The sequence below is a fragment of the Frigoribacterium sp. CF331 genome (assembly GCF_057787905.1).
On the sequence record NZ_CM173545.1, the window covers coordinates 133297 to 153866 of the forward strand.

At 70.3% G+C, this 20570-nt stretch carries 17 protein-coding genes; 7 read left to right on the plus strand and 10 right to left on the minus strand.

Going from position 1 to position 20570, the window contains the following annotated elements:
- Nucleotides 1-44 precede the first annotated feature (44 nt).
- Together AC3CCI_RS00675 and AC3CCI_RS00680 are read left to right on the plus strand one after the other, a co-directional pair.
- Nucleotides 45-521 carry a hypothetical protein gene (locus AC3CCI_RS00675; protein ID WP_488627778.1) on the plus strand — a complete coding sequence of 159 codons (477 nt, stop codon included), beginning with the start codon at nt 45-47 and terminating at the stop codon, nt 519-521.
- A gap of 244 nt (nt 522-765) precedes the next feature.
- The gene (locus tag AC3CCI_RS00680; RefSeq protein WP_488627779.1) at nt 766-1605 is read left to right on the plus strand and encodes a class I SAM-dependent methyltransferase; all 840 of its coding nucleotides are present in this window, start codon (nt 766-768) and stop codon (nt 1603-1605) included.
- 41 nt (nt 1606-1646) lie between these two features.
- Here AC3CCI_RS00680 and AC3CCI_RS00685 read toward each other — a convergent pair whose 3' ends face one another.
- The 3 genes from AC3CCI_RS00685 to AC3CCI_RS00695 form a co-directional block, all read right to left on the minus strand.
- Nucleotides 1647-2012 (minus strand): hypothetical protein, encoded by a 366-nt coding sequence (locus AC3CCI_RS00685; protein WP_488627780.1) that lies wholly within the window; start codon nt 2010-2012, stop codon nt 1647-1649.
- Nucleotides 2013-3454: 1442 nt separating this feature from the next.
- Complete coding sequence (locus tag AC3CCI_RS00690; protein WP_488627781.1) at nt 3455-4345, minus strand: TIR domain-containing protein; 891 nt, start codon at nt 4343-4345, stop codon at nt 3455-3457.
- A 99-nt stretch (nt 4346-4444) separates the two neighbouring features.
- Complete coding sequence (locus AC3CCI_RS00695) at nt 4445-5008, minus strand: recombinase family protein (RefSeq protein WP_488627782.1); 564 nt, start codon at nt 5006-5008, stop codon at nt 4445-4447.
- Nucleotides 5009-5201: 193 nt separating this feature from the next.
- On the opposite strand from AC3CCI_RS00695, the gene AC3CCI_RS00700 reads away from it, so the two are divergent.
- Both AC3CCI_RS00700 and tmk read left to right on the plus strand, forming a co-directional pair.
- Nucleotides 5202-5666, plus strand: a complete 465-nt coding sequence (locus AC3CCI_RS00700; RefSeq protein WP_488627783.1) for a DIP1984 family protein — start codon at nt 5202-5204, stop codon at nt 5664-5666.
- Nucleotides 5667-5955: 289 nt separating this feature from the next.
- Nucleotides 5956-6612, plus strand: a complete 657-nt coding sequence (tmk, locus tag AC3CCI_RS00705) for a dTMP kinase (RefSeq protein ID WP_488627784.1) — start codon at nt 5956-5958, stop codon at nt 6610-6612.
- 33 nt (nt 6613-6645) lie between these two features.
- Here the strand turns inward: tmk and AC3CCI_RS00710 are convergent, their stop codons facing one another.
- Nucleotides 6646-6945 (minus strand): helix-turn-helix transcriptional regulator, encoded by a 300-nt coding sequence (locus tag AC3CCI_RS00710; protein ID WP_354594678.1) that lies wholly within the window; start codon nt 6943-6945, stop codon nt 6646-6648.
- An 80-nt stretch (nt 6946-7025) separates the two neighbouring features.
- Here AC3CCI_RS00710 and map point away from each other — a divergent pair, with 80 nt between their 5' ends.
- Nucleotides 7026-7802, plus strand: coding sequence for a type I methionyl aminopeptidase (gene map, locus AC3CCI_RS00715; RefSeq protein WP_488627785.1), 777 nt, complete (start codon nt 7026-7028; stop codon nt 7800-7802).
- Nucleotides 7803-7824: 22 nt separating this feature from the next.
- On the opposite strand, the gene AC3CCI_RS00720 is transcribed toward map, so the two are convergent.
- Both AC3CCI_RS00720 and AC3CCI_RS00725 read right to left on the minus strand, forming a co-directional pair.
- Nucleotides 7825-11370: a TM0106 family RecB-like putative nuclease gene (locus AC3CCI_RS00720; protein ID WP_488627786.1), complete on the minus strand. Its 3546-nt coding sequence runs from the start codon at nt 11368-11370 to the stop codon at nt 7825-7827.
- Between the two features lie 191 nt (nt 11371-11561).
- A complete protein-coding gene (locus AC3CCI_RS00725; RefSeq protein ID WP_488627787.1) occupies nt 11562-12182 on the minus strand; it encodes a helix-turn-helix domain-containing protein in 621 nt (206 codons plus the stop codon).
- Between the two features lie 80 nt (nt 12183-12262).
- Here AC3CCI_RS00725 and AC3CCI_RS00730 point away from each other — a divergent pair, with 80 nt between their 5' ends.
- Together AC3CCI_RS00730 and AC3CCI_RS00735 are read left to right on the plus strand one after the other, a co-directional pair.
- A complete protein-coding gene (locus tag AC3CCI_RS00730) occupies nt 12263-13309 on the plus strand; it encodes an NAD(P)/FAD-dependent oxidoreductase (RefSeq protein WP_488627788.1) in 1047 nt (348 codons plus the stop codon).
- The gene (locus AC3CCI_RS00735; protein ID WP_488627789.1) at nt 13306-13995 is read left to right on the plus strand and encodes a class I SAM-dependent methyltransferase; all 690 of its coding nucleotides are present in this window, start codon (nt 13306-13308) and stop codon (nt 13993-13995) included. The genes AC3CCI_RS00730 and AC3CCI_RS00735 overlap by 4 nt, the downstream gene beginning before the upstream one ends.
- A gap of 141 nt (nt 13996-14136) precedes the next feature.
- On the opposite strand, the gene AC3CCI_RS00740 is transcribed toward AC3CCI_RS00735, so the two are convergent.
- From AC3CCI_RS00740 to AC3CCI_RS00755, 4 genes are read right to left on the minus strand one after another with little or no spacing between them, the layout of a single operon-like run.
- On the minus strand, nt 14137-17292 hold the full coding sequence (locus AC3CCI_RS00740; RefSeq protein WP_488627790.1) for a glycoside hydrolase family 2 TIM barrel-domain containing protein: 3156 nt from the start codon (nt 17290-17292) through the stop codon (nt 14137-14139).
- The gene (locus AC3CCI_RS00745) at nt 17289-18260 is read right to left on the minus strand and encodes a carbohydrate ABC transporter permease (protein ID WP_354594671.1); all 972 of its coding nucleotides are present in this window, start codon (nt 18258-18260) and stop codon (nt 17289-17291) included. Before AC3CCI_RS00745 ends, AC3CCI_RS00740 begins: the two co-directional genes overlap by 4 nt.
- Nucleotides 18257-19219 carry a carbohydrate ABC transporter permease gene (locus tag AC3CCI_RS00750; RefSeq protein WP_354594670.1) on the minus strand — a complete coding sequence of 321 codons (963 nt, stop codon included), beginning with the start codon at nt 19217-19219 and terminating at the stop codon, nt 18257-18259. The genes AC3CCI_RS00745 and AC3CCI_RS00750 overlap by 4 nt, the downstream gene beginning before the upstream one ends.
- Nucleotides 19216-20553 carry an extracellular solute-binding protein gene (locus AC3CCI_RS00755; protein ID WP_488627791.1) on the minus strand — a complete coding sequence of 446 codons (1338 nt, stop codon included), beginning with the start codon at nt 20551-20553 and terminating at the stop codon, nt 19216-19218. The genes AC3CCI_RS00750 and AC3CCI_RS00755 overlap by 4 nt, the downstream gene beginning before the upstream one ends.
- Between the last annotated feature and the right edge of the window lie 17 nt (nt 20554-20570).

The following is a 20570-nucleotide window of genomic DNA, read 5'->3' on the forward strand; positions in this document are numbered from 1 at the left end:
ATGACCGGGTGCAAGCCCTAGCCTCAAGGAAAAGGGGAGTCCTGATGAGCGTTAACACGGAACGTCCGGTACGCGCGCCGCAATCAGATGTGCGCGTCTTGGTCGGGACGGGGGCAGCGGTCGGCGCGGGCTGTGCGCTGCTTCTGCCCATCGTGTGGATGGTCGTGTGGGGTGCCTTCGCAGGACTCGACGGCGCCGCGATCGCGGGATGGGTCGTCATTGCGCTCGTCTACGGAGTTCCTGCTGCTCTGGTCTTCGCCCTCGTCGGGGTAGTTGCAGGACTCATCAGCGCGTCGCTGTGGCGGCAGCGTCACCGCTGGGGCAGATCGAGAAGCCGGACATTAGCGGTTCTGGCCACAGCGGCAGTTGTCGGCATCTCAGCAAGCCTGGCTCTCGGCCTCTTCTTCGGTGAGCCCCTTTCTAGTGCCATCGTCGGACTTGTGGCCGCATCAGGTGCAGGCCTCACGGCGGGGTTGAGCCTGCTCCGACTGGCGCGAGGAGAGGCGCCGCCCGTTCGGTAGCCGATCGGTTTTCGAGACGCCGCCGTAAGCTCTGGTCATGACTCTGCGCGGCTTTCTTGACTACATCGGAGTCACGCGCTCGGAGGGCGAGCGCAACTGGTTGCAGAAGCTGCTGGATCGCCGCCGCGCCCGCTGACCGATCGGCTACCGGGACGGACCTTCCGTTCCTCGCCCGTGCACGTGTTGCGGCCCGCGGAGCGTTCTGCGAACCTGGTCGGCTTTGCTCATTCACTAGGGGGTTGCCGTGTCCACTCATGACCAGATCGAGACCAACCGGGCTAACTGGGACGAACGAGTTTCAGATCACCTCATCGCCTACAAGGCGGTTGAGTTCGCCGACGACCCCTCCGCCAACCGCGTCATGTTCGAAGCCAAGGTCATGGCCCCCCACCTCCCGGACGGGTCGCTCACCGGGCTCGACGTCGTGCACCTTCAATGCCACATCGGGGTTGACTCGATCAGTCTCGCCAGGCTCGGGGCACGAGTCGTCGGCACCGACTTCTCCGGTGACGCGATCGCAGCAGCCACCTCGCTTGCTGCTCGGGCCGGCGTCGATGCGTCCTTCGTCCAAACATCCAACGAAGACGCCCCCGATCAGCTCGGCCGGCAATTCGACGTTGTCTACACGACCGTCGGGGTCCTCGCGTGGCTTCCGGACCTCGCAACGTGGGCGCGCGCGGTCGAACGGCTCCTTAAACCGGGCGGGCTGTTCTTCCTCTATGAGGCACACCCCATGGTCATGACCCTCCAATACGACCGAGAAGACAACGCCCTCGTCGTCACCGAGCCATACTTTGGAGCGGGCGAAGCCCAACGATTCGACTCCGGGACCACGTACGCGAGCGACACCCTTCTCACGAACCGAACCACGTACGAGTGGCCGCACTCCCTGGACGACATCTTCACCTCAATTTTGGCTGCGGGGCTTCAAATCGAGGCTTTCCACGAATACACCGCCATGCCATGGGAGCCCATCCCCAACCTCGTCAAGACGCCAGCTGGTTACGCGCTTGCCGACGGCAACGAACGCGTACCGATGATGTTCTCCCTCGCTGCGCGAAAGCAGCACAACTCGTCTCGTTAGCCGATCGTCCATCGAGACGACCAGAGAGCGGGAAGCTGCTCTCAACGGATGAGCGCGAGGGGAAAGGTCACTGCTATCAGGACAAGTGTCATCGGCCAGAACCAGTACCTGAACGGACGACTTCGCCGCCATGCACGAGCGCCCAGCGCCACCAAAAAAATGAGCACGAGCAGGACAGCCGAACCGCCGAGCATCATCGCTCCGCCAAGCGCTTCGTCCCTGTTCATTCGCGCGACATCGAGGTCGCTGTCGATTGGTCCGGGCCAACCGAAGCTACGTGCTTCGTCGAGACCCATAGCGACCAACGACGCCATGCCGCACAGCACGACGGCGAAGGGAACAGTTAGCGCCCACACGAGCCAGGGCCGTCCTCTTGGCGCGTCGGCCCTGCTGAAGTGGTTGCTCACAGCACGCACCGTACGCGATTGCTCCCGAGAGCACGCGTCTCGATGAACGATCGGCTACCGAACGTTGCCGCACCTCGCTCCCTCCCCCGGAGCTGCGCTGATGTGGCTGTCTCGATTGCTCAGTCCGAAACTGATCTCGGTGAACGATCGTCTAACGGACGCAGGCGTATGACTCGCTGGAACGCGCAACACGAGGGGTCTCTAGGGTGAAGTCATGACAAAGAAGAGCTGGTGGTTACAAGCTGGCCCAGCCAAGCGATGCGCCAAGGCGGCCGTGTTCTGGGGCACCCTGGCAGCTTTCTCCCTCGTTCTTTCCCTAGTCGTAAGGGATGTGGCCTGGTGGGCTCAGCTAAGCCAGTCCGTGGCCACGCTTCTTGTCGCAGGTCTGGCACTTGCCTACGGCCTGAGCTACCGAACGCACCGCGCAGTCGAGGCTGGCAGATAGAAATCGTTCGGCCAGCGATCGGCTATCGAGACAGTCGCTCGTTCCCGACGACGCGTACCAGCCCGAGCCGTAGGGTCAAGGACTGGAGTCCTAGCCTGCACCTCGACAGAACGGCCCTACGTGGATGAATCAGGTCCGACCACGGGCGACCACACTGCACGACGCATCCCCCTGCTGACGATCGCGCTCATGATTGCGGCGGTCGTGTTCCCGTTCGTCTACTCAGCCACAGCTGGCGATCACGCTTCCTTCGGATGGCTGCTCATAGGACCGCCGGCACTCGGAGCTACCGGCGCGGCCATCGCCTGGCGTGCTAGTGGACTCAGGAAGAGAAGCCGCCGAGGCTGGGCCGCTGCCTCGCTCTTCACCGGGCTGCTCACGGTCCCGGTGGTTTACATCACAGCAACTCTCATTGAAGCCGTTGACTGGACAATCAACGGTCCTCCGTTTTGACCCTGGACACGTCACGCTTCCGAAGCCGCAGCCATGTCCGCCTCATGACCGCTCCACCATCGGCTATCGGGCGGACACGCCTAGAAAGCGAAAGCCTGACCGCACACTAGGCAGTGAACGGGAGCTTGGGTCTCATCTGGGACCTTGATCGGCTCCCAAGCGTGACAAGGGGACGCGAGAATAATCATGTCGTCCGGCTCAACCATGGGATCAGGTTCCGCAGGCCTGTCGAAACTCCCCTTCTTCGTGACCTTGACGTGCTTGCTGTTTAGCCCGCGGAAGGCTTTTGACAGCTCATCGTCGATAGATTGCATCGCGGCAGGCGCTGCCATGCTCCTGGTGTATTCGACTTGCTCAGTCGTCCACCACTGGTCAAGTCCAGCAGGCTGGCCACAGAACGGGCAGTAGTAAGCAGACGCCGAAGGTTGATGTTCAGCATCCTCATTTGCGGGCCCGTCGTGCCATTTGAACTGCTTCAAGCAGTTGGGGCATTCCCTGCGCATGAAGCCGTCGTTGTCCAAAGGAATTGAAATCCGAATACTCACTAGTCCCCACTCACAAACTCGTCTTGCTCGATTGGAACTCCGTCAGCCGTTCGGGCACGCAGTTTGACAGTGAAGTAGGAGCGCTGAACCTGACTGAAGGACGCGGGCATGCGCTGGAGAACTCGAACTGACTTGCCGACGGGCAACTCGGGAACTGGCAGCTCATCAGACGTTCGGAGAGTGTCGTCGTCCTCCGAAGCGGCGGCCGTCAGGTCGTAGACCGAGCCGGGACCCTGATTAGTCACGATGACGTCTGCAAACTTATTTCCGCCTCGTTCAAGCAAGCGAGCCGACAGTCGCGGCAGCCCGGAAGTCTCGGAAGAAGGCAACTTGCGCCCTAGCGGTAGCCCGTTTCCAGGCGGACCGGGCGGGGTTAGATCACCCGCCTCGTGCCAATCAGTGCCCCGCATGCGAACGTCGCACCCTGCCGTCAGAAGACGGTTAGCGAGGTCTTGCCTCTTCGCTACTGAGTTGTCGAGCCGCACGCTGTGGCGGCCATGGATGTCGCTGAAAACTTTGACCTGTCCGAGCTCGACAATGAGCGTCCGATCTGGGTTTCGTCCCATGGCCATGCCAGCCTCGTAAAGCACGTTCGGTCGCGGTTGCATCTGCGGGGCCGTCTCCGGGTCCCCTGGGTAGGTCAGCGATTCGTGAAGGTGCGCCACATCGTCGGGTGTTTGAAGCACGATTACGGCCTGCGCCCGTTCGAACGCCGCATCTAGGACGTCTCCGATGTAGGGAGAAGCGCTTCCGGTCATGGCCAAAGCTTCGGACCATTCGATGGGGAGCAGACCAATGGCCCGAAGGTACTCAAAGAGCCCTTTTCTCGCAGCCTCGTTCCTCCCGTGGATTACGAAGACACTGCGAGGGTCAACACCGCTGGTGATCATGCCTCAAGAATACGTAGACATGCACCAAATAGTGATTTGGCGTCAAATCCGGTAGCCCACTTGGGCCCAAGCCACAGCTGGAACCCACTCAGGCGTAGGTCACCCCGCTCGCTGGATGGCTCGATAGACAGTCGAGCGGGCAACGCCGAAGAGCTCGGCGATCTCGCTGGTCGTGTGGGCGCCGGTGCGGTGCAGCTGCACCAGGTACTTCTCTTGCGAGGGGGTGAGCTTTGGTTTGCGGCCGCGGAGCTTACCGGCGGCCTTTGCGATCGCCATGCCCTCTCGGGTTCGGGCGCGGATGAGGTCGGCCTCGAATTCGGCCACCATGCCGAGGACGTTGAAGAGGAGCCGGCCGACGGGGTCGGTGGGGTCGTAGATTGCTCCCCCAAGGTTCAATGCGACGCCCTTCTTCGTGAGCTCGTCGGCGATGTCGGTCGCGTCTCGCAGCGACCGGGCCAGACGGTCGAGCTTCGTGACGACGAGGACGTCGCCGGTACGGCACGCAGCCAGGGCTTCGCGGAGGCCGGGACGTGCTCGAGTTGTGCCCGACAGGCCGTGGTCAACATGCACGTGACGATCGTCAACACCGAGCGACTTCAGGCCGTCACGTTGTGCTGCGAGATCTTGTCCCGAGGTCGAGACGCGGGCGTAGCCGATGAGCATCCGACTGTAGCGTTTAGACCCCCATCACCGGGCATTTTTGCGGGACAGGCATACGCGAATCCGCAGGCCTGACGCCGCTTGGCCTCAGCCGGCCGAGACGGGCTCGAGAAGGTGGCCCGATGAACGACCGACAAGCGGGCGCCTCGCAGACGAACGGCGCACGGCGCTCCCGACCTGCGTAGGCTTTCTCACCATGAAGCTCGCCGAAGCCCTCCTGCAGCGATCGGACGCCCAGCGTCGGGTCGACCAGCTGCGCGACCGCGTCACCGCGAACGCGCGCTACCAAGAGGGCGAGGAGCCCACCGAGGACGCCGCCGCGCTGCTCGCACAGGCCGTCGAGACCCTGGCCACGCTCGAGTCGCTCGTCGTCCGCATCAACCTCACCAACGCCCGCACGACCCTGCCGGGCGGTGACACGATGACCGCGGCCCTGGCCCGCCGCGAAACCCTGCGCGGCACCCACGCCCTGCTCGTCACCGCTTCCGACGCCGCCCGCGGCGCCTCGGGCGGCTACCGACAGCTGCGCAGTGAACTCCGGATGTTCTCGGCCCTGCCGGTGGCCGAGCTGCGCGACCGCGCCGACGTCGTCGCCCGCGAACTGCGCGAGCTCGACGTCGAGATCCAGAAGACCAACTGGGAGGCCGAGCTGCAGAACTGACCCGCGCGGTGAGTCGGTAGACGTCACCGGGGCGAGCACGAGCCGAGGCCGGCGGTCGATCCGGTCACTGCAGGCGCGGAGGGCAGCGCCACGACTCACGTCGTCACCACTGAGCCCCGCACCGTTCACCGGTGACCGCGCACCCTGCACTGATCACCACCGTGTGCTGACCGGAAACGTCGAGGGCGGGATCGGGGACCTCACCGCGCCTCCTCGGGCCGTCGTGACGAGCACGCTCGCCCGTCACGCCGGGTCGGTCGGCGGGCACGACGCTCGGTAGGCTCGTCGGGTGACCGATCAGGCAGCCCGTGGGGCGTTCATCGTGTTCGAGGGCATCGACGGGTCGGGCAAGTCGACGCAAGCGCGGCTGCTGGCCGCCCGCCTCGGCGACGCCGGCGTGCCCGTGCACCAGACGGCCGAGCCGACGAACGGCCCCGTGGGCACGCTCATCCGCAACGGCTTCAACCGTCGCGTCGACCTCGACGACCGCGTCATCGCCTCGCTGTTCGTCGCCGACCGGCTCGACCACATCACCAACGCCCACGACGGCATGCTCGGCATCGTCGAGCGCGGCACGACCGTGATCTGCGACCGGTACCACCTCTCGTCGCAGGCGTACCAGGCGTCCGACGTGGGCGGCGACTGGATCGCCTCGTCGAACTCGATCAGCACCGGCCTCATGCTGCCCGACCTGACGATCTACCTCGACGTCTCGCCCGAGGTGGCGCTCGTGCGCCTCGCCAGCGGCCGGACGACCACCGACCGGTTCGAGGTCGACGAGCGCCTCCGGGCCGCCCGCGCGCGGTACGCCGAGGCGATCGAGCGCGCCGACGAGGTCGTCGTCACCCTCGACGCCGACCGCTCGACCGACGAGCTGGCCGACGCCGTCTGGCGCGAGGCGTCGAGCCGGCTCGACCTCGGGTCGCTGGCGCGTCCCCGGGCCTGACACCGCGCCTCCTCGGGGGCGCCCGGTGAGGGCTCACGAGGCGCGGGCCGCGTCGACGACGGACGGCCCGCCGGCTGCTCCCCCGCCCTCGTCGCGGGTAATCTCGGCCCAGACCTCGTCGAGCGACAGGCCGACCACGGTGGCGATCGCCGCGATGGTCGAGAACGCCGGCGTCGCCACGCGGCCGGTCTCGATCTTGCGCAGCGTCTCGGGCGACAGCCCGGCGTCGAGGGCGACCTGCAACATCGGCCGAGGCCCGCGCGCGCCCCGCAACAACACCCCGAGGCGGCGACCGCGGTCGATCTCGGCAGGGGTGAGCGGCAGACGGACCATGGCCCGAGCGTAGTGCGCCGAGGCGCCTCGTGGGATACCTTTACCGGGATGATCTTCGGCACGAGAACGGCGGCACACCCATGATCGAGATCCTGAACGAGTCGGAGGTCGAGCGGGCCCGGGCGACCGGCGCGCTCGTCGGCACCATCTTGCAGACGCTCCGCGACCGGGTGACCGTCGGCACGAACCTGCTCGACGTCGACTCGTGGACGAAGACGATGATCGACGAGGCCGGCGCCGTCTCGTGCTACGTCGACTACGCGCCCTCGTTCGGGCGCGGCCCCTTCGGGCACTACGTCTGCACCGCCGTGAACGACGCCGTCCTGCACGGGCTGCCGCACGACCGCCGCCTCGTCGACGGCGACCTGCTGACGCTCGACCTCGCCGTCGTGCTCGACGGTGTCGCGGCCGACTCGGCGGTGAGCTTCGTCGTGGGCGAGTCCCGGCCGCCCGAGAGCGTCCGCCTGATCGAGACGACCGAGCGGGCCCTCGAGGCCGGCATCGCGGCAGCCGGGCCCGGGGCGCGCATCGGCGACCTCTCGCACGCCATCGGCAGCGTGCTGTCGGAAGCGGGCTACCCGATCAACGTCGAGTTCGGCGGCCACGGCATCGGCTCGACCATGCACCAGGACCCGCACGTCTCGAACACCGGACGCCCCGGCCGCGGCTACCGGCTGCGACCCGGCCTGCTGCTCGCCCTCGAGCCCTGGGTCATGACCGACACCGACCAGCTGGTCACCGACGCCGACGGGTGGACCCTTCGCAGCGTGACCGGCTGCCGCACCGCGCACAGCGAGCACACGATCGCCATCACGGACGACGGCGCCGAGGTGCTGACGCGACGACCGACCCGCTGACCCGTCGACCGCGACTCGGACGTCAGCCCCGGGCGACCGGCGGGTCGGCGACCGACGGGTCGGCGACCGGCTGCCCCTGGCCCGTCAGCCGCAGGAAGCCGCTGAGCAGGCCGAGCCCCGCGATCGAGGTGGGCAGCCCCGTCGCGAGCGACGGCGAGTGCACCAGGAACGCCGCCCACTTCGCCCGTGACAGCGCCACGTTGAGCCGGTTGGGCATCAGCAGGAAGTCCAGGCCGCGCGGGATGTCCGCCGCACTCGACGCGGCCAGCGACACCACGGCCACAACCGCCTCTTGCCCCTGGAACAGGTCGACGGTGCCGACGGGGGTCGCGTCGAACCCGGCCGCGTCGAGGTGGTCGCGCAGGACCGCCCCGTGGGCGTTGTAGGGCGCGACGACGATCACGTCGGCCGGGGTGAGCGACCTCGTGCCGTCGCCGTCGGACCACTCGAGGCCGACCACCGAACGCACGATCTCGACCACCGCTCGGGCCTCTTCGACCGACGAGGTGGTGTTGCCGACGTGCGTCACGGGCTCGACGTGCAGCCCGGGCGCGAGGCCGTCGAGTCGGCGGTCGTTCGCGTGGGCGGTCAGCGCGCCGCCGTACGACAGCTCGCTGACCGGGGCGCACAACGCCGGGTGCATGCGCCACGTGGTGGCGAGGAAGTAGCCGTGCTCGGCCGGCAGCACGTCGTGGCCGTCCGCCAGCCAGCCGAGGGCCGACTCGTCGACCGGCTCGGGGTGGCTGCCCTGGCTGACCTGCGGCAGCTGCTGCGGGTCGCCGAGCAACAGCAGGCGGGTCGCCGCGACCGAGGCGGCGACGGTCGAGGCGAGCGAGAACTGCCCGGCCTCGTCGACGACCAGCAGGTCGAGGGAGGCGCGCGCCACCTTGTCGGCGTTCGCGAACCCCCAGGCGGTCGCCCCGAACACGGCCCCGACGGCCTGCCCGCCGCCGTCGGCGCCGGCACCGCCCGCCCCGCCGTCGGCCTCGGCCAGGAAGGCGGCCTCGCCGCCGGACTTCACGGCTCGCCACGGCTGCTCATCGGCCTGCTCGACGGTCGTGCCGGACTTCGGCACCTTGCCGACCCGCTCGGGGTCGACCCCCGCCGAGATCGCCGCCCGCAGCACGTTCTCGACGACCGCGTGCGACTGCCCGACGACGCCGACCCGCCAGCCGTGCTCCCGCACCAGCCGGGCGATGACCCGCGAGCCGACGTAGGTCTTGCCCGTGCCGGGCGGGCCCTGCACGGCCAGGTAGGACCGGTCGAGGTCGAGCAGGGTCTCGACGACGGCCGAGACGGTGTCGTGCCCGACCACGGGCGCGGGCCCGCCGCCCGACCGGAGGCGCGGGGGCTGCCGCCGCAGCAGGTCGAACGCCGGGTCGGCCAGCATCTCGGGCAGGGCGTCGAGCACCCGCCCGCCCCATTCGGCGATCGCCTCGGGCTGCGGGGTGGCCCGGGGAGGCGCGGCGGGCGTCAGCGCGACCGGGAACGCGTCGTGCCGGTCGTCGTCGCCCGAGACGCGCTCGAGCAGCACGACCTCGTGCCGGTCGCCGTTCGGGCCGGCCTCGACGACGGTCGACCCGACGGCACCACGGAGCCCCGGGCCGAGCGAGGCGACCCCGGACGGCACGGGGGCGTCGTAGACGGCGTACGGCGCGCCTCCTTCGGCGAGGCGGCTGCCGGGGGCCAGCCGTCCGCGCAACCGCACCTCGCGACTGAGCTTGCGGGCCCGGGGCAGCTTCTGCCACTCGCGCTCGACCGAGGCCGTCTCGACGACGAACACGTCGCGGGTGTCGGCCCAGTCGTCGACCGGGTTGCGCAGGCGGTCGAAGTGCTCTTGCCAGAACGTCTTGGCCTCGCGGCGGTGGTAGTCGATGGCCGACGCCGCGAGGGCGATCGCGGTCTCGTCGGCGGTGCGGTCGAGCGGGTCGACGTCGGCCACGTGCGCCGCGAGGCCGACGGCGACCGGGTTCGGTTCGCGCGGCACCCGGGCCAGCTCGAGCGGGTCGGGCGCGGTCGGCCCGTCGGACTCGTCGGCGAGCGAGCCGTGGCTCTCGGCGAGGTCGAGCAGCCAGTCGCGCAACCGCAGGGTCGACCGGCAGTCGTACTCGTTGTAGTCGCGGACCTCGTCGAGCATCCGGTCGCCGCGCGCGGGGTCGCCCGTGGTGCGCTCGGCGATCGCGTCGACGTACATCGTGATGCTGGCGGCGGCCGTCGTGACGTCGCTCTGCCGCAGGTCGTCACCCATGTAGAGCGGCTCGAGCTTCTTGAGCGAGTAGCTGCGCGAGCCGACCAGCAGCGCCTGACGCACCACCGGGTAGAGATCGACGAGCACGCCGTCGCGCAGCAGGTCGTCGACCACGTCTTCGCCGACGCCGTGCCGGGCGGCGAGCGAGAGCAGGTGGCTGCGCTCGTACGAGGCGTAGTGGTACACGTGCAGGTCGGGGAAGCGTCGACGACGCTCGGCGAGGTAGTCGAGGAAGTCGACCAGCGCCTGCCGCTCGCCCGCGAAGTCGTGGCCCCAGAAGGCACGGAAGGTGCCGTCGGCCTCGACCAGCCCGAAGAGGTAGTCGAGCCCCCACGCCCGACCGTCGCCCTCGGTGTAGAGCGGGTCGCCCTCGAAGTCGAAGAAGACGTCGCCGGAGTCGGGGCGTGGGAGGGTGCGGAGCGCCGCGGCGTCGACGACCTCGACCGCCGGTGGACCCGACGGGTCGCGCTCGGTCGCGAGCTGCACCCTGGCCTGGCCCCTCAGTCGCGTCAGGGCCGTCGCACCGATGCCGGCGACCGGGCCGGTCGACCCCGCCAACTCGTCGATCGTGCCGACGCCGGCCAGGTGCAGCCGTTGTCGCTGCTCGCCCCGCAGGCCGGCCACGAGCACGAGGTCTCGGTGCTCGTCGACCTGCGCCTGGCACGCCGCACAGCGCCCGCAGGCCGTGACGCCCGGGTCGCCCCAGGCCAGTGGCCCGTCGGCGGCGAGCCGGTCGTCGAGGGCGGCCCGCAACCGGTCGCGCTGGACGCGGTAGACCGGCAGCACGTCGGCGACGTCGTGCACGCTCTCGCTGCCGTCGCCGAGCACGAGCCGGACGGTGTCGGCCGAGGGCAGCCCGAGCGCCCGGATCTGGTCGGTGTAGGCGGCCACCTGCAACAGGGCGGGGATCTTGGCGTGCCGGGCCAGCTTGGTGTCGTAGACCTCGTACGTGCCGGCGTCGGTGCGGACCACGAAGTCGCTGAAGCCGATGAACGATCCGTCGAAGAACGTCGCCTGGAACAGGACGTCGGCCCCGGAGGCCATCGCGAGCCGCGCCTCCTCGGCGGCCGCCGCGTAGCCGGACGGGGCCGGGCGGTCGAACTCGACGACGTCGCGGGTCGCCCGCAGGGTCTCGAGGTAGCGCAACTCGTGCGCGTCGCCGAGCCGGGCGGTGCGGTCGAGCATGTCGTCGGAGGCGTCGGCGACGGCCTCGACCCGGCCGAGCTTCGCGTCGAGCCGCCGCAGGAACGACCACTCGCAGGCGGCCCAGGTCGTCAGGTCGGACGGGCTGGTGACCACCCGGTCGTCGTCGAGGTACACGCGGACTCCTCCTGTCGGGGCGCGGCCTGGACGCCCGCCACGAGCCTAGGAGGCGCCACCGACACCCCGGGACGCCCCACCCGGGCGAGCCGGACGTCGTGACACGGAGGGCGGGCGTGTTCGGCGGCCCCGGGCCGTCGGGGACGCCCGCCTCCGACGAACCCGCCCGGGAACGGCACCGACGACGTCGGTCAGCCGGCGGACGAGCCGGGGGCGGTGCGCAGGTGCAGCCGCTCGCCCTGCCTGCCGAACAGGCTGAGCACCTCGACCGCGTCGTCGTCGGCCCGGCCGAACCAGTGCGGCGTGCGCGTGTCGAACTCGGCCGCCTCGCCCGCGGGCAGCACGAGGTCGAGGTCGCCGAGCACGAGCCGCACGCGCCCCCGCAGCACGTAGAGCCAGTCGTAGCCCTCGTGGGTACGGAGCACGGGTTCGCTCCGCGGCGAGTCGGCCGGGATCACCATCTTGAACGCCTGGATCGCCCCGCCCCCGCGCGAGAGCGGCACGACGGTCATGCCGTGCTGCTGCCGCGGCTTGAGGTGCACGCGAGGGTCACCGGTCTCGGGCGCGCCGACCAGGTCGTCGAGGGGCACCCCGTGCTCGCGGGCGAGCGGCAGCAACTGTTCGAGCGTCGGCCGTCGCTGACCCGACTCGAGCCGCGAGAGGGTGCTGACCGAGATGCCGGTGCGCTCCCCCAGCTCGGCCAGCGTCACGCCGCGACGTGCCCGAAGGGCCCGGAGGCGCGGGCCGACCGCCGCCAGGACGTCGTCGGTGCTCATGGTGTCGCCGGTCGAGGCGTCGGTGGGGTGGCTCATGTAGGGCATCTTGCCACTTCGGCAAACGAGCTTGCCAGTCGGACCCACCCGGTCGCAGGATCGTCACAGGAGGTCACATCATGACGAACCAGAACACCCACCCGACCGACGAGGCTCACGACGTCGTCGTGATCGGCGGCGGCGCCGCGGGCCTGAGCGGTGCCCTGAGCCTCGCCCGAGCCCGCCGCGACGTCCTCGTCGTCGACGACGACCGGCCCCGCAACGCGCCCGCCGACGGGGTCCACGCGTTCCTCACCCGAGACGGCGTCGCACCGCGCGAGCTCACGCGGCTCGGCCGGGCCGAGGTGGAGGGCTACGGAGGCGCGGTCACCTCGGGCACCGTGACCGCCGTCCGACGCGACGACCACGCCGAGCACCCTTTCGTCGTCACCGTCACCGGCGTGGACGGTGCCGCGTCCGAGGTGCGCGCCCGGCGCCTCCTCGTGACCAGCGGCCTGGTCGACGAGCTGCCCGCCGTCGACGGGCTCGCCGAGCGCTGGGGCCGCGACGTCGTGCACTGCCCCTACTGCCACGGGTGGGAGGTGCAGGACCGCGTCATCGGCGTGCTCGCCACGAGCCCCTTCGCGATGCACCAGGCCCTGCTCTTCGGGCAGTGGAGCCGCGACATCGTGCTGTTCACGAACGGGTCGTTCACGCCCGACGACGAACAGGCCGAGCAGTTGCGCGCCCGGGGCGTCACGGTGGTCGACGGACCGGTGGCCGGACTGCAGGTCGACGACGACGCCCTGACCGGCGTGACGCTCGTCGACGGGCGGACCGTCGCCGTCGGCGCCCTGGCCGTGATGGCCCGCGTGCGGTCGCGAGCCGACTTCGTGGCCGACCTGGGCCTCGAGGCGACCGAGCACCCGGCCGGCGTCGGCACCCACCTCGCCACGGTCGAACCGCTCACCGGTCGGTCGGCCGTGCCCGGCGTCTGGCTCGCCGGCAACGTCACCGAGCCGATGGCACAGGTCGTCGCGGCCGCCGCCGCGGGCACGATGGCGGGCGCGGCGATCAACATGGACCTCGTCACGGCCGAGGTCGCGGCGGCCGTCGCCGCCCGGCGCGCGGACGCCGGCACGGACGAGCACGCCGACGAGCACACCGACGAGAGGATCGACGCATGAACCAGTCCGAGCAGCAGCACGAGCACGCGCCCGAACACGACGGCGCGCCCGCCCACCCCGTCTTCGACCGCGCCTACTGGGAGGACCGCTACGGTGCGCCCGGTCGGGCCTGGAGCGGTCGACCCAACGCGGCTCTCGTCGCGGAGGCGTCCGCGCTGACCCCGGGGCATGCCCTCGACGTGGGCAGCGGCGAGGGCGGCGACGCCCTCTGGCTGGCCTCGCGGGGCTGGCGGGTCACCGGTGTCGACATCTCGCAGAACGCCCTCGACAAGGCGGCCGCCTCGGCCCCCGAGCGGGACGGCGTCGACCCCGCGCAGCTGACGTGGCAGCAGGCGGACCTCACGTCGTGGAGCCCGGCCCGCGCCTCCTTCGACCTGGTCACGGCGCACTTCATGCACCTGCCGCTCGCCGACCGTCAGCGGCTCTTCCCGGCGCTGGCCGAGGGCGTGGCACCGGGCGGCACGCTGCTGATCGTCGGGCACGACGCGGACGCCCTGCCGGGCGGGGCCGGCCGACACGGCGACCCGGGCATGCTGTTCACCGTCGACGAGGTGGTCGGCAGGCTCGACCCGGGCACGTGGCAGGTCGACGTCGCCGAGGTGCGACCGCGCGACATGACGGGGCCCGACGGTGACGTCTGGCACGTCGCCGACGTGGTCGTGCGCGCCACTCGTCGCGCCGTCTGAGCGAGCGACCGCCCCGGCAGCACACCGGGGCGGCGGCACCCGAGACGCCGACGTGCAGGACGGGCGGGTCCGGCCGGACCGGGCGTCGTGAGACGCCCGGTCGACGCGGACCCGCCCGTCCTCGGCGGCGGCGGCGGCCTGCTACAGCCCGCTGATCTTCAGGCGCAGCTGGTGGGCGCCCGGCCGCAGCACGTGCCGCGACGCCACGTCCGGACCGCACGCCCGCGACCCCACGCCGTGCTGCGCGGCGTCGAGGTACAGGTACGTGCGCTCGCTCACGGGCAGCTCGTGCGGGTGCTCGGCCACGCCGAGCTGCTGGGCAGTGTGGCGGCTCAGCGTGAAGCCGGGGCGTTCGCCCGTCGCGCTCGGCACCGCCTCGACGCGCAGCCACGGCCGGTCGGCGGACCCGAGGTCGAGCGTCCGCAGGTCACTGCGGTGCCCCGTCTCCTGCGGACGGGCGTACCCGGCGGACAGCTCGTCGACGCCGGACTCGTAGCGCCCGACGAAGGCCGAGTGGCGGCTGTCGGGGTACGACTCGCGCGGCCCCGTGCCGAACCACGACGCGTGGTCGACGTCGCCCGGCAGGTCGAAGCGCACGCCGACGCGAGGCCAGACCATGTCCCACCAGCCGGTCGGCACGATGTCGATCGACAACCAGAGGTCGCCGCCGACCAGCTGCCACCGTTCGTCGGTCGTCACGGCGTTGCGCGTGTCGGCCGCGGCGTAGCGGGTGCGGACGTGCACCGAGCCCGGTGCGACGCTCACCGACTCGACGCGGGCGGTCAACCGGTCGAGCCCGGCGAGCAGCCAGGTGTCCTGCGAGCTGGGCAGCACGCCGACCTCGTACAGGTCGACGCGGTGCCGGTTGCGCATGACGTCACGGTCGCGGTCCTTGGGCGTCAGCCACTCGCCACGGTCGTTGTCGGTCGGGGCGCGCCACAGCTCGAGGCGGGCCCCGTCGACCGGACGCCCGGCGAGCGACACGAGTCGCCCGTCGTCGAAGACGGCCGGGCCGAGCTCGACGCGCCCCGAGGAGGCGCGGGTCACGTGGCCGCGCCCGTCGCCCACGACCGCGGGGCGGGGCGTCGCGACCTGCACCGGTGCCGGCGTGAGGTCGAGCTGCTGGGTCGAGATCACGTGACCGGCGTCCGCCCACACCGTGGCGTCGGCGAGCTCGGCGATGACCGTCAGCCAGGTCTCGCCGGTGCCCGACAGCGGCACCTCGGGCAGCGAGACGAAGACCGTCTCGTGGGCGGCGAGGGCGCCCCCGTCGAGGCCGACCACGTCGAGGGTGCCCGAGCGCGCCTCCTCGCCGTCGTGGGACGCGACCCACCGGAAGACGACGTCGGAGGCGTCGGCCGAGTGCCGCAGGTTCGCCACGACGAGCACCGGCGGGCCGTCGACCGTGGGCGACTCGAAGCGCAGGCGGATCGGGGCCACGACCTGGGCCCACTCGAACAGGCCGGGCGACGGGGTGTCGTCGCTCAGCACCATGCCGTCCATGACGAAGTTGCCGTCGTGGACGACCTCGCCGAAGTCGCCACCGTAGCCGAAGTACTCGACGCCGTCCGCCGTGTGCGTGCGGAGGCCGTGGTCGCGCCACTCCCAGACGAAGCCGCCGTGGAGGCGCGGGTAGGCGTCCACGAGGTCCTCGTAGTCGTCGATCGCACCGGGGCCGTTGCCCATCGCGTGGACGTACTCGCAGAGCACGAACGGCTTCGACCGCTGACGGGCGGCCTCGGCCGGGGTGCAGCCGAGCAGTGTGAACGACTCGTCGCCCGAGCCGATGGCCCGGGTCTCGTCGATCCACGAGTACATGCGCGAGTACACGTCGGTGTAGGCGCCCGTGTAGTCGCCCTCGTAGTGGACCGGTCGGCCGCCGTCGCGGGCGTGCGTCCACGCGGCCATCGCGGCGAGGTTGTGGCCGGTGCCCGACTCGTTGCCGAGCGACCACATCACGATGCTGGGGTGGTTCTTGTCGCGCTCGACGGTGCGGACCATGCGGTCGACGTACGCGTCGTGCCAGGCCGGGTCGTCGCTCGGGTTGCCGATCCACTCCTGGCGCTCGAAGGCGTGGGTCTCGAGGTCGCACTCGAGGACGACCCAGAAGCCCAGCTCGTCCGCGAGGTCGAGGAGGCGCGGGTGCGGCGGGTAGTGCGAGGTGCGGATCGCGTTCACGTTGAACCGCTTCATCTGGGCGAGGTCGCGGCGCGACCACTCCTCGTCGAAGACGCGTCCGCGGTCGGGGTGGGTCTCGTGGCGGTTGACGCCGTGGAACACCACGCGTCGGCCGTTGACCTCGAACTGGTCGCCGACGATGCGGACGGTGCGGAAGCCCAGGCGCAGCGAGATCGTCTCGGCACCCTCGGCGCTCGAGACCGTGGCGTCGTAGAGGCGCGGCGTCTCGGCGCTCCACGGCTCGACCTCGTCGAGCTCGACGGGGGCGACGTCGGCCGGGGTGGCCCAGGTCACCTCGACGCCGAGCTCGGGCACCGAGAGGGTGACCGGGTAGGCAGCGTCGGCCGCGGTGACCTCGGGGACGATCGCCGCGCCTCCTCGGGCCTGGCCGGCCGTGCCGTGGAACGGCGTCCGCAGCCAGACGTCGTCGAGGCCGCCGACCGGGCGGGCCTGCAGCGTGACGCTGCGGAAGATGCCGGGCAGCCACCACTGGTCCTGGTCCTCGACGTAGCTCGACGCCGACCACTGGTGCACGCGCACCGCGACGACGTTCGTGCCGGGGCGCAGGGCGTCCGTGACGTCGAACTCCTGGGCGAGGCGGCTGCCGACGCCCATGCCGACCTCGACGCCGTTCAGCCACACGACGTAGCGCGACTCGACGCCGTCGAAGCGCAGCAGCACGCGCTCGGCACCGTCGAAGGACGACGGCAGCTCGAAGGTGCGGCGGTGGTCGCCGGTCGGGTTCGCGTCGGGCACGAACGGCGGCTCGGTCGGGAACGGGAACTGCACGTTGGTGTAGATCGGGGCACCGCGCGAGCCGTCGCCGCCGAGCACCCAGTGCGACGGCACCTCGATGTCGCCCCAGGACGAGTCGTCGAGGTCGATCGCGCCGACGCCGTCGACGGGCTCGCCCACGGGCAGGACGCCGCGGCCGCCGAGGGTGCCGGGGGCGCCGGGCAGCAGGCGGAACGACCAGGTGCCGTCGAGCGACAGGGTCGGGGCGTCGGTGTGCAGCCAGGAGCGTGCGGGGGTGCGCGCACCCTGGCCCGGGCCGGTGTCGGTGAGGTAGTCGGCGGAGACGACGGACGGGGTGGAGCCGGTGGTGGAGCTGATGGTCACTTGACGCTTCCTTCGGTGAGGCCGCCGCGCCAGAAGCGCTGGAGGACGACCATGGCGATGACCAGCGGGATGATCGACAGCAGCACGCCGCCGGTCGTCAGCTGGTAGAACTCGGGCAGTCGGTCGGTCTGGCTGAGCCAGTTGTTGAGGCCGAGCGTGACGGGGAACTTGTCGACGTCGCTCAGCATGACCAGGGGCAGGAAGTAGTTGTTCCAGATGCCCACGAGCTGGAACAGGAACACCGTGACGAGCGCCGGGGTGAGGATGCGCAGCCCCAGGGTGTGGAAGATGCGCAGCTCGCTGGCGCCGTCGAGGCGGGCGGCCTCCATGAGCGACGTGTCGACCGTGGCCTGGGCGTAGATGCGGCAGAGGAACAGCCCGAACGGCGACACGAGCGACGGCAGCAGGACGCTCCAGTAGGTGTTGGCGATGCCCATCTGGCTGAACAGCAGGAAGAGCGGCAGGGCCGTCGCGGTGCCGGGCACCAGCACGCCGCCGAGGATCGTGCCGAAGACGACGTTGCGCCCGCGGAACTCGTACTTGGCGAGGGCGTAGCCGCCGGCCGCGGCGAAGTACGTCGCGATGAGGGCGCCGACGCCGGCGTACAGCACCGAGTTGAGCACCCAGCGGACGAAGATGCCGTCACCGTAGGTGAGCACCTGGCCGAGGTTGTCCCAGAGGGAGAAGGTCGGGGCGAACCAGAAGCCGAACGTGCCGAACAGGTCGGGGGTCGTCTTGGTCGCCGCGACGACGACCCAGTAGACCGGCACCAGGAAGTACAGCGCGACGACGACCAGGACGGCCGTGACGATGATGGTGGACGCCTTCGAGCGTCCGGCGGACCGGTCGGGGCCGGCGCTGCGGGCGCGGCGGCTCGCGGGCTTGTCGGCCCCTCGCCCCCGCCCCTGCGCGGTCACGATGGACTCGGTCTCGGTGGCGTGCTCGGCACCCTTCGTCGAGATGCTCATTTCTGCTTCCTGTTCGTGATGCTGAGGAACGTGATCGACAGCGCGAACGCGACGAGGGCGATCAAGACCGACTGGGCGGCCGCGACGTTGTAGTCGTTGTAGGCGAAGGCCGTGGTGTACGCGCTGAGGTTCGGCGTGTACTGGCTGTCGATGGCCGGCGAGACGCGTTGCAGCACCTGGGCCTCGGCGAACAGCTGGAGCGTGCCGATGATCGAGAAGACCGCGGTGAGCAGCAGGGCCGGGCGGATCAGCGGCAACTGGATGCTGAACGCGACGCGCAGCGCCGAGGCGCCGTCGACCTTGGCGGCCTCGTACAGCTCGACCGGGATCGACTTGAGCTGGGCGATGATGATCAGCATGTTGTAGCCGGTGTAGCTCCAGGTCACGATGTTCGCGATCGACCAGAGCACGGTGTTCGCGCCGAGGAAGTCGGGCGTGACGCCGAAGACCTCGCCGATGTCGATGATCGGGCTGAGACCGGGCACGTACAGGAACGACCAGAGGATGGTGGCGATGACGCCGGGCACACCGTACGGCAGGAAGTACGCGGCGCGGAACACGCCCGGCCACTTGGCCGACGCGGACTCGAGCAGCAGCGCGAGCACGGTGCAGAGGATCAGCATGACCGGCACCTGCACGATGCCGAACAGGAACATGCGCCCGATCGAGGCGACGAAGTTCGGGTCGCCGATCACCTGGGCGTAGTTGTCGAAGCCGGCGAACCCGCTGGTCACGCCGCCCTCGCCGAACAGGCCGCTGCGGGTCACCTTGGTGAAGCTCGAGAAGACGGCGATGACGATCGGGATCACGAAGGTCAACGCGAACAGCGCCAGGAACGGCGCGAGCAGCACCCACGGCGCCCGCTTGACGGCACCCTTCGAGCTGCTGCGACGGGGGCCAGAGGAGGCGCGGGTCGAGTCGGTCGCGGACTCGGGCCGCGTGTCGGTCGCGGCGCTCATGCGTTCGCCTTGCGGATGGTGAGGCCCTTGTTCTGGAAGACGGCCATGATGTCCTTCTCGGCCTGCGCGACGGCGTCGACGAGCGTGCCGCCCGACGCCTTGCCGCGGAACCCGTCGCTCAAGATGTTGAAGGACTGCTGCGTGATCGGCCACCAGCTCCAGTCCTGGTTCTGGGCGGACTCCTGCGTGGCGGGCACGAAGACCTCCTGGTTGTAGTTCTGGCCGCTGAAGAACGGGCTCGGCTGCTCACGGAGCGTTCCGACGACGTCGCGGGCCGGCGACCAGCCGATGCCGCAGTACTCGATGAGGGCGGTGATGCCCTCGGGGGTGGTGGTCATCCACACGGCGAAGTCGAGTGCCTCTTGCGGGTGCTGGCTGTTCGCCAGGATCGCGGCGGTCGAGCCGCCGAGGAAGCTCGAGGCGTAGCCGGTCTGCCACGTCGGCATCGGGGCGCACTTCCACTTGCCCTCGGCACCGCTGACGCCCTCGATCAGGGCGTCGCCCCACGAGCCGGTCGTGACCGAGGCGATGGTGCCGGCACTGGCGGCCGAGAACCAGGCCGGCGTGTAGGCGCCGTACGCGGTCGTCACGATGCCGTCGTCGATGGCCTTGTCGAAGAAGCGGGCGACGGTGAGGGTCGCCTCGTCGGTCATGTCGATGACCCAGCCGTCGTCCTCGGCACGCAGCCACGAGGCGCCGGCCTGGGTGGCGTAGGCGGCGAAGAGCGAGGCGTCGGCGAGCGGGAACGAGTCCATCAGGACGCCGGCCCCCTTGAGCTCGGCGCCGACGGCGGCCCACTCGTCCCATGTGCCGGGAACGGCCGCACCGACGGAGTCGAAGACGGCGGGCTGGTAGAACATGCCCATCGGGCCGCTGTCCTGGGGGATGGCGTAGATGCCGTCGGTGTAGCTGACCTGGTTCCAGAGGGTGGGGTCGTAGAGGTCGGCGTACTGTTCGGCGCCGTAGCGCTTGAGGTCGACGACGCCGTTCGCGAGCAGGAACTCGGGCAGCGACCGCAGCTCGACCTGGGCGATGTCGGGGCCCGCCCCCGCGGCGAGCGCCGAGTAGAGCTTCTGGTACCCACCGGCGTTGCCGCCGGGGATGAACACGGTCTCGACCTGGACGCGCGACTGGCTCTTGTTGTAGAGCGCCGTGACCTGGTCGAGGCCTTTCAGCCAGGCCCAGTACTGCAGCTTGACGGGGCCGTCGGCGGCCGGGATGGTCGGCAGGGCGTTCACCGAGGTCGTCCCGGGCGTGGCGCAGCCGGCGAGCATCGCGGTGGCGCCGGCGGTCACCCCCAGGCCGAGCAACTGGCGTCGGGACATCGGGCTCATTGTTTCTCTCACTTCGT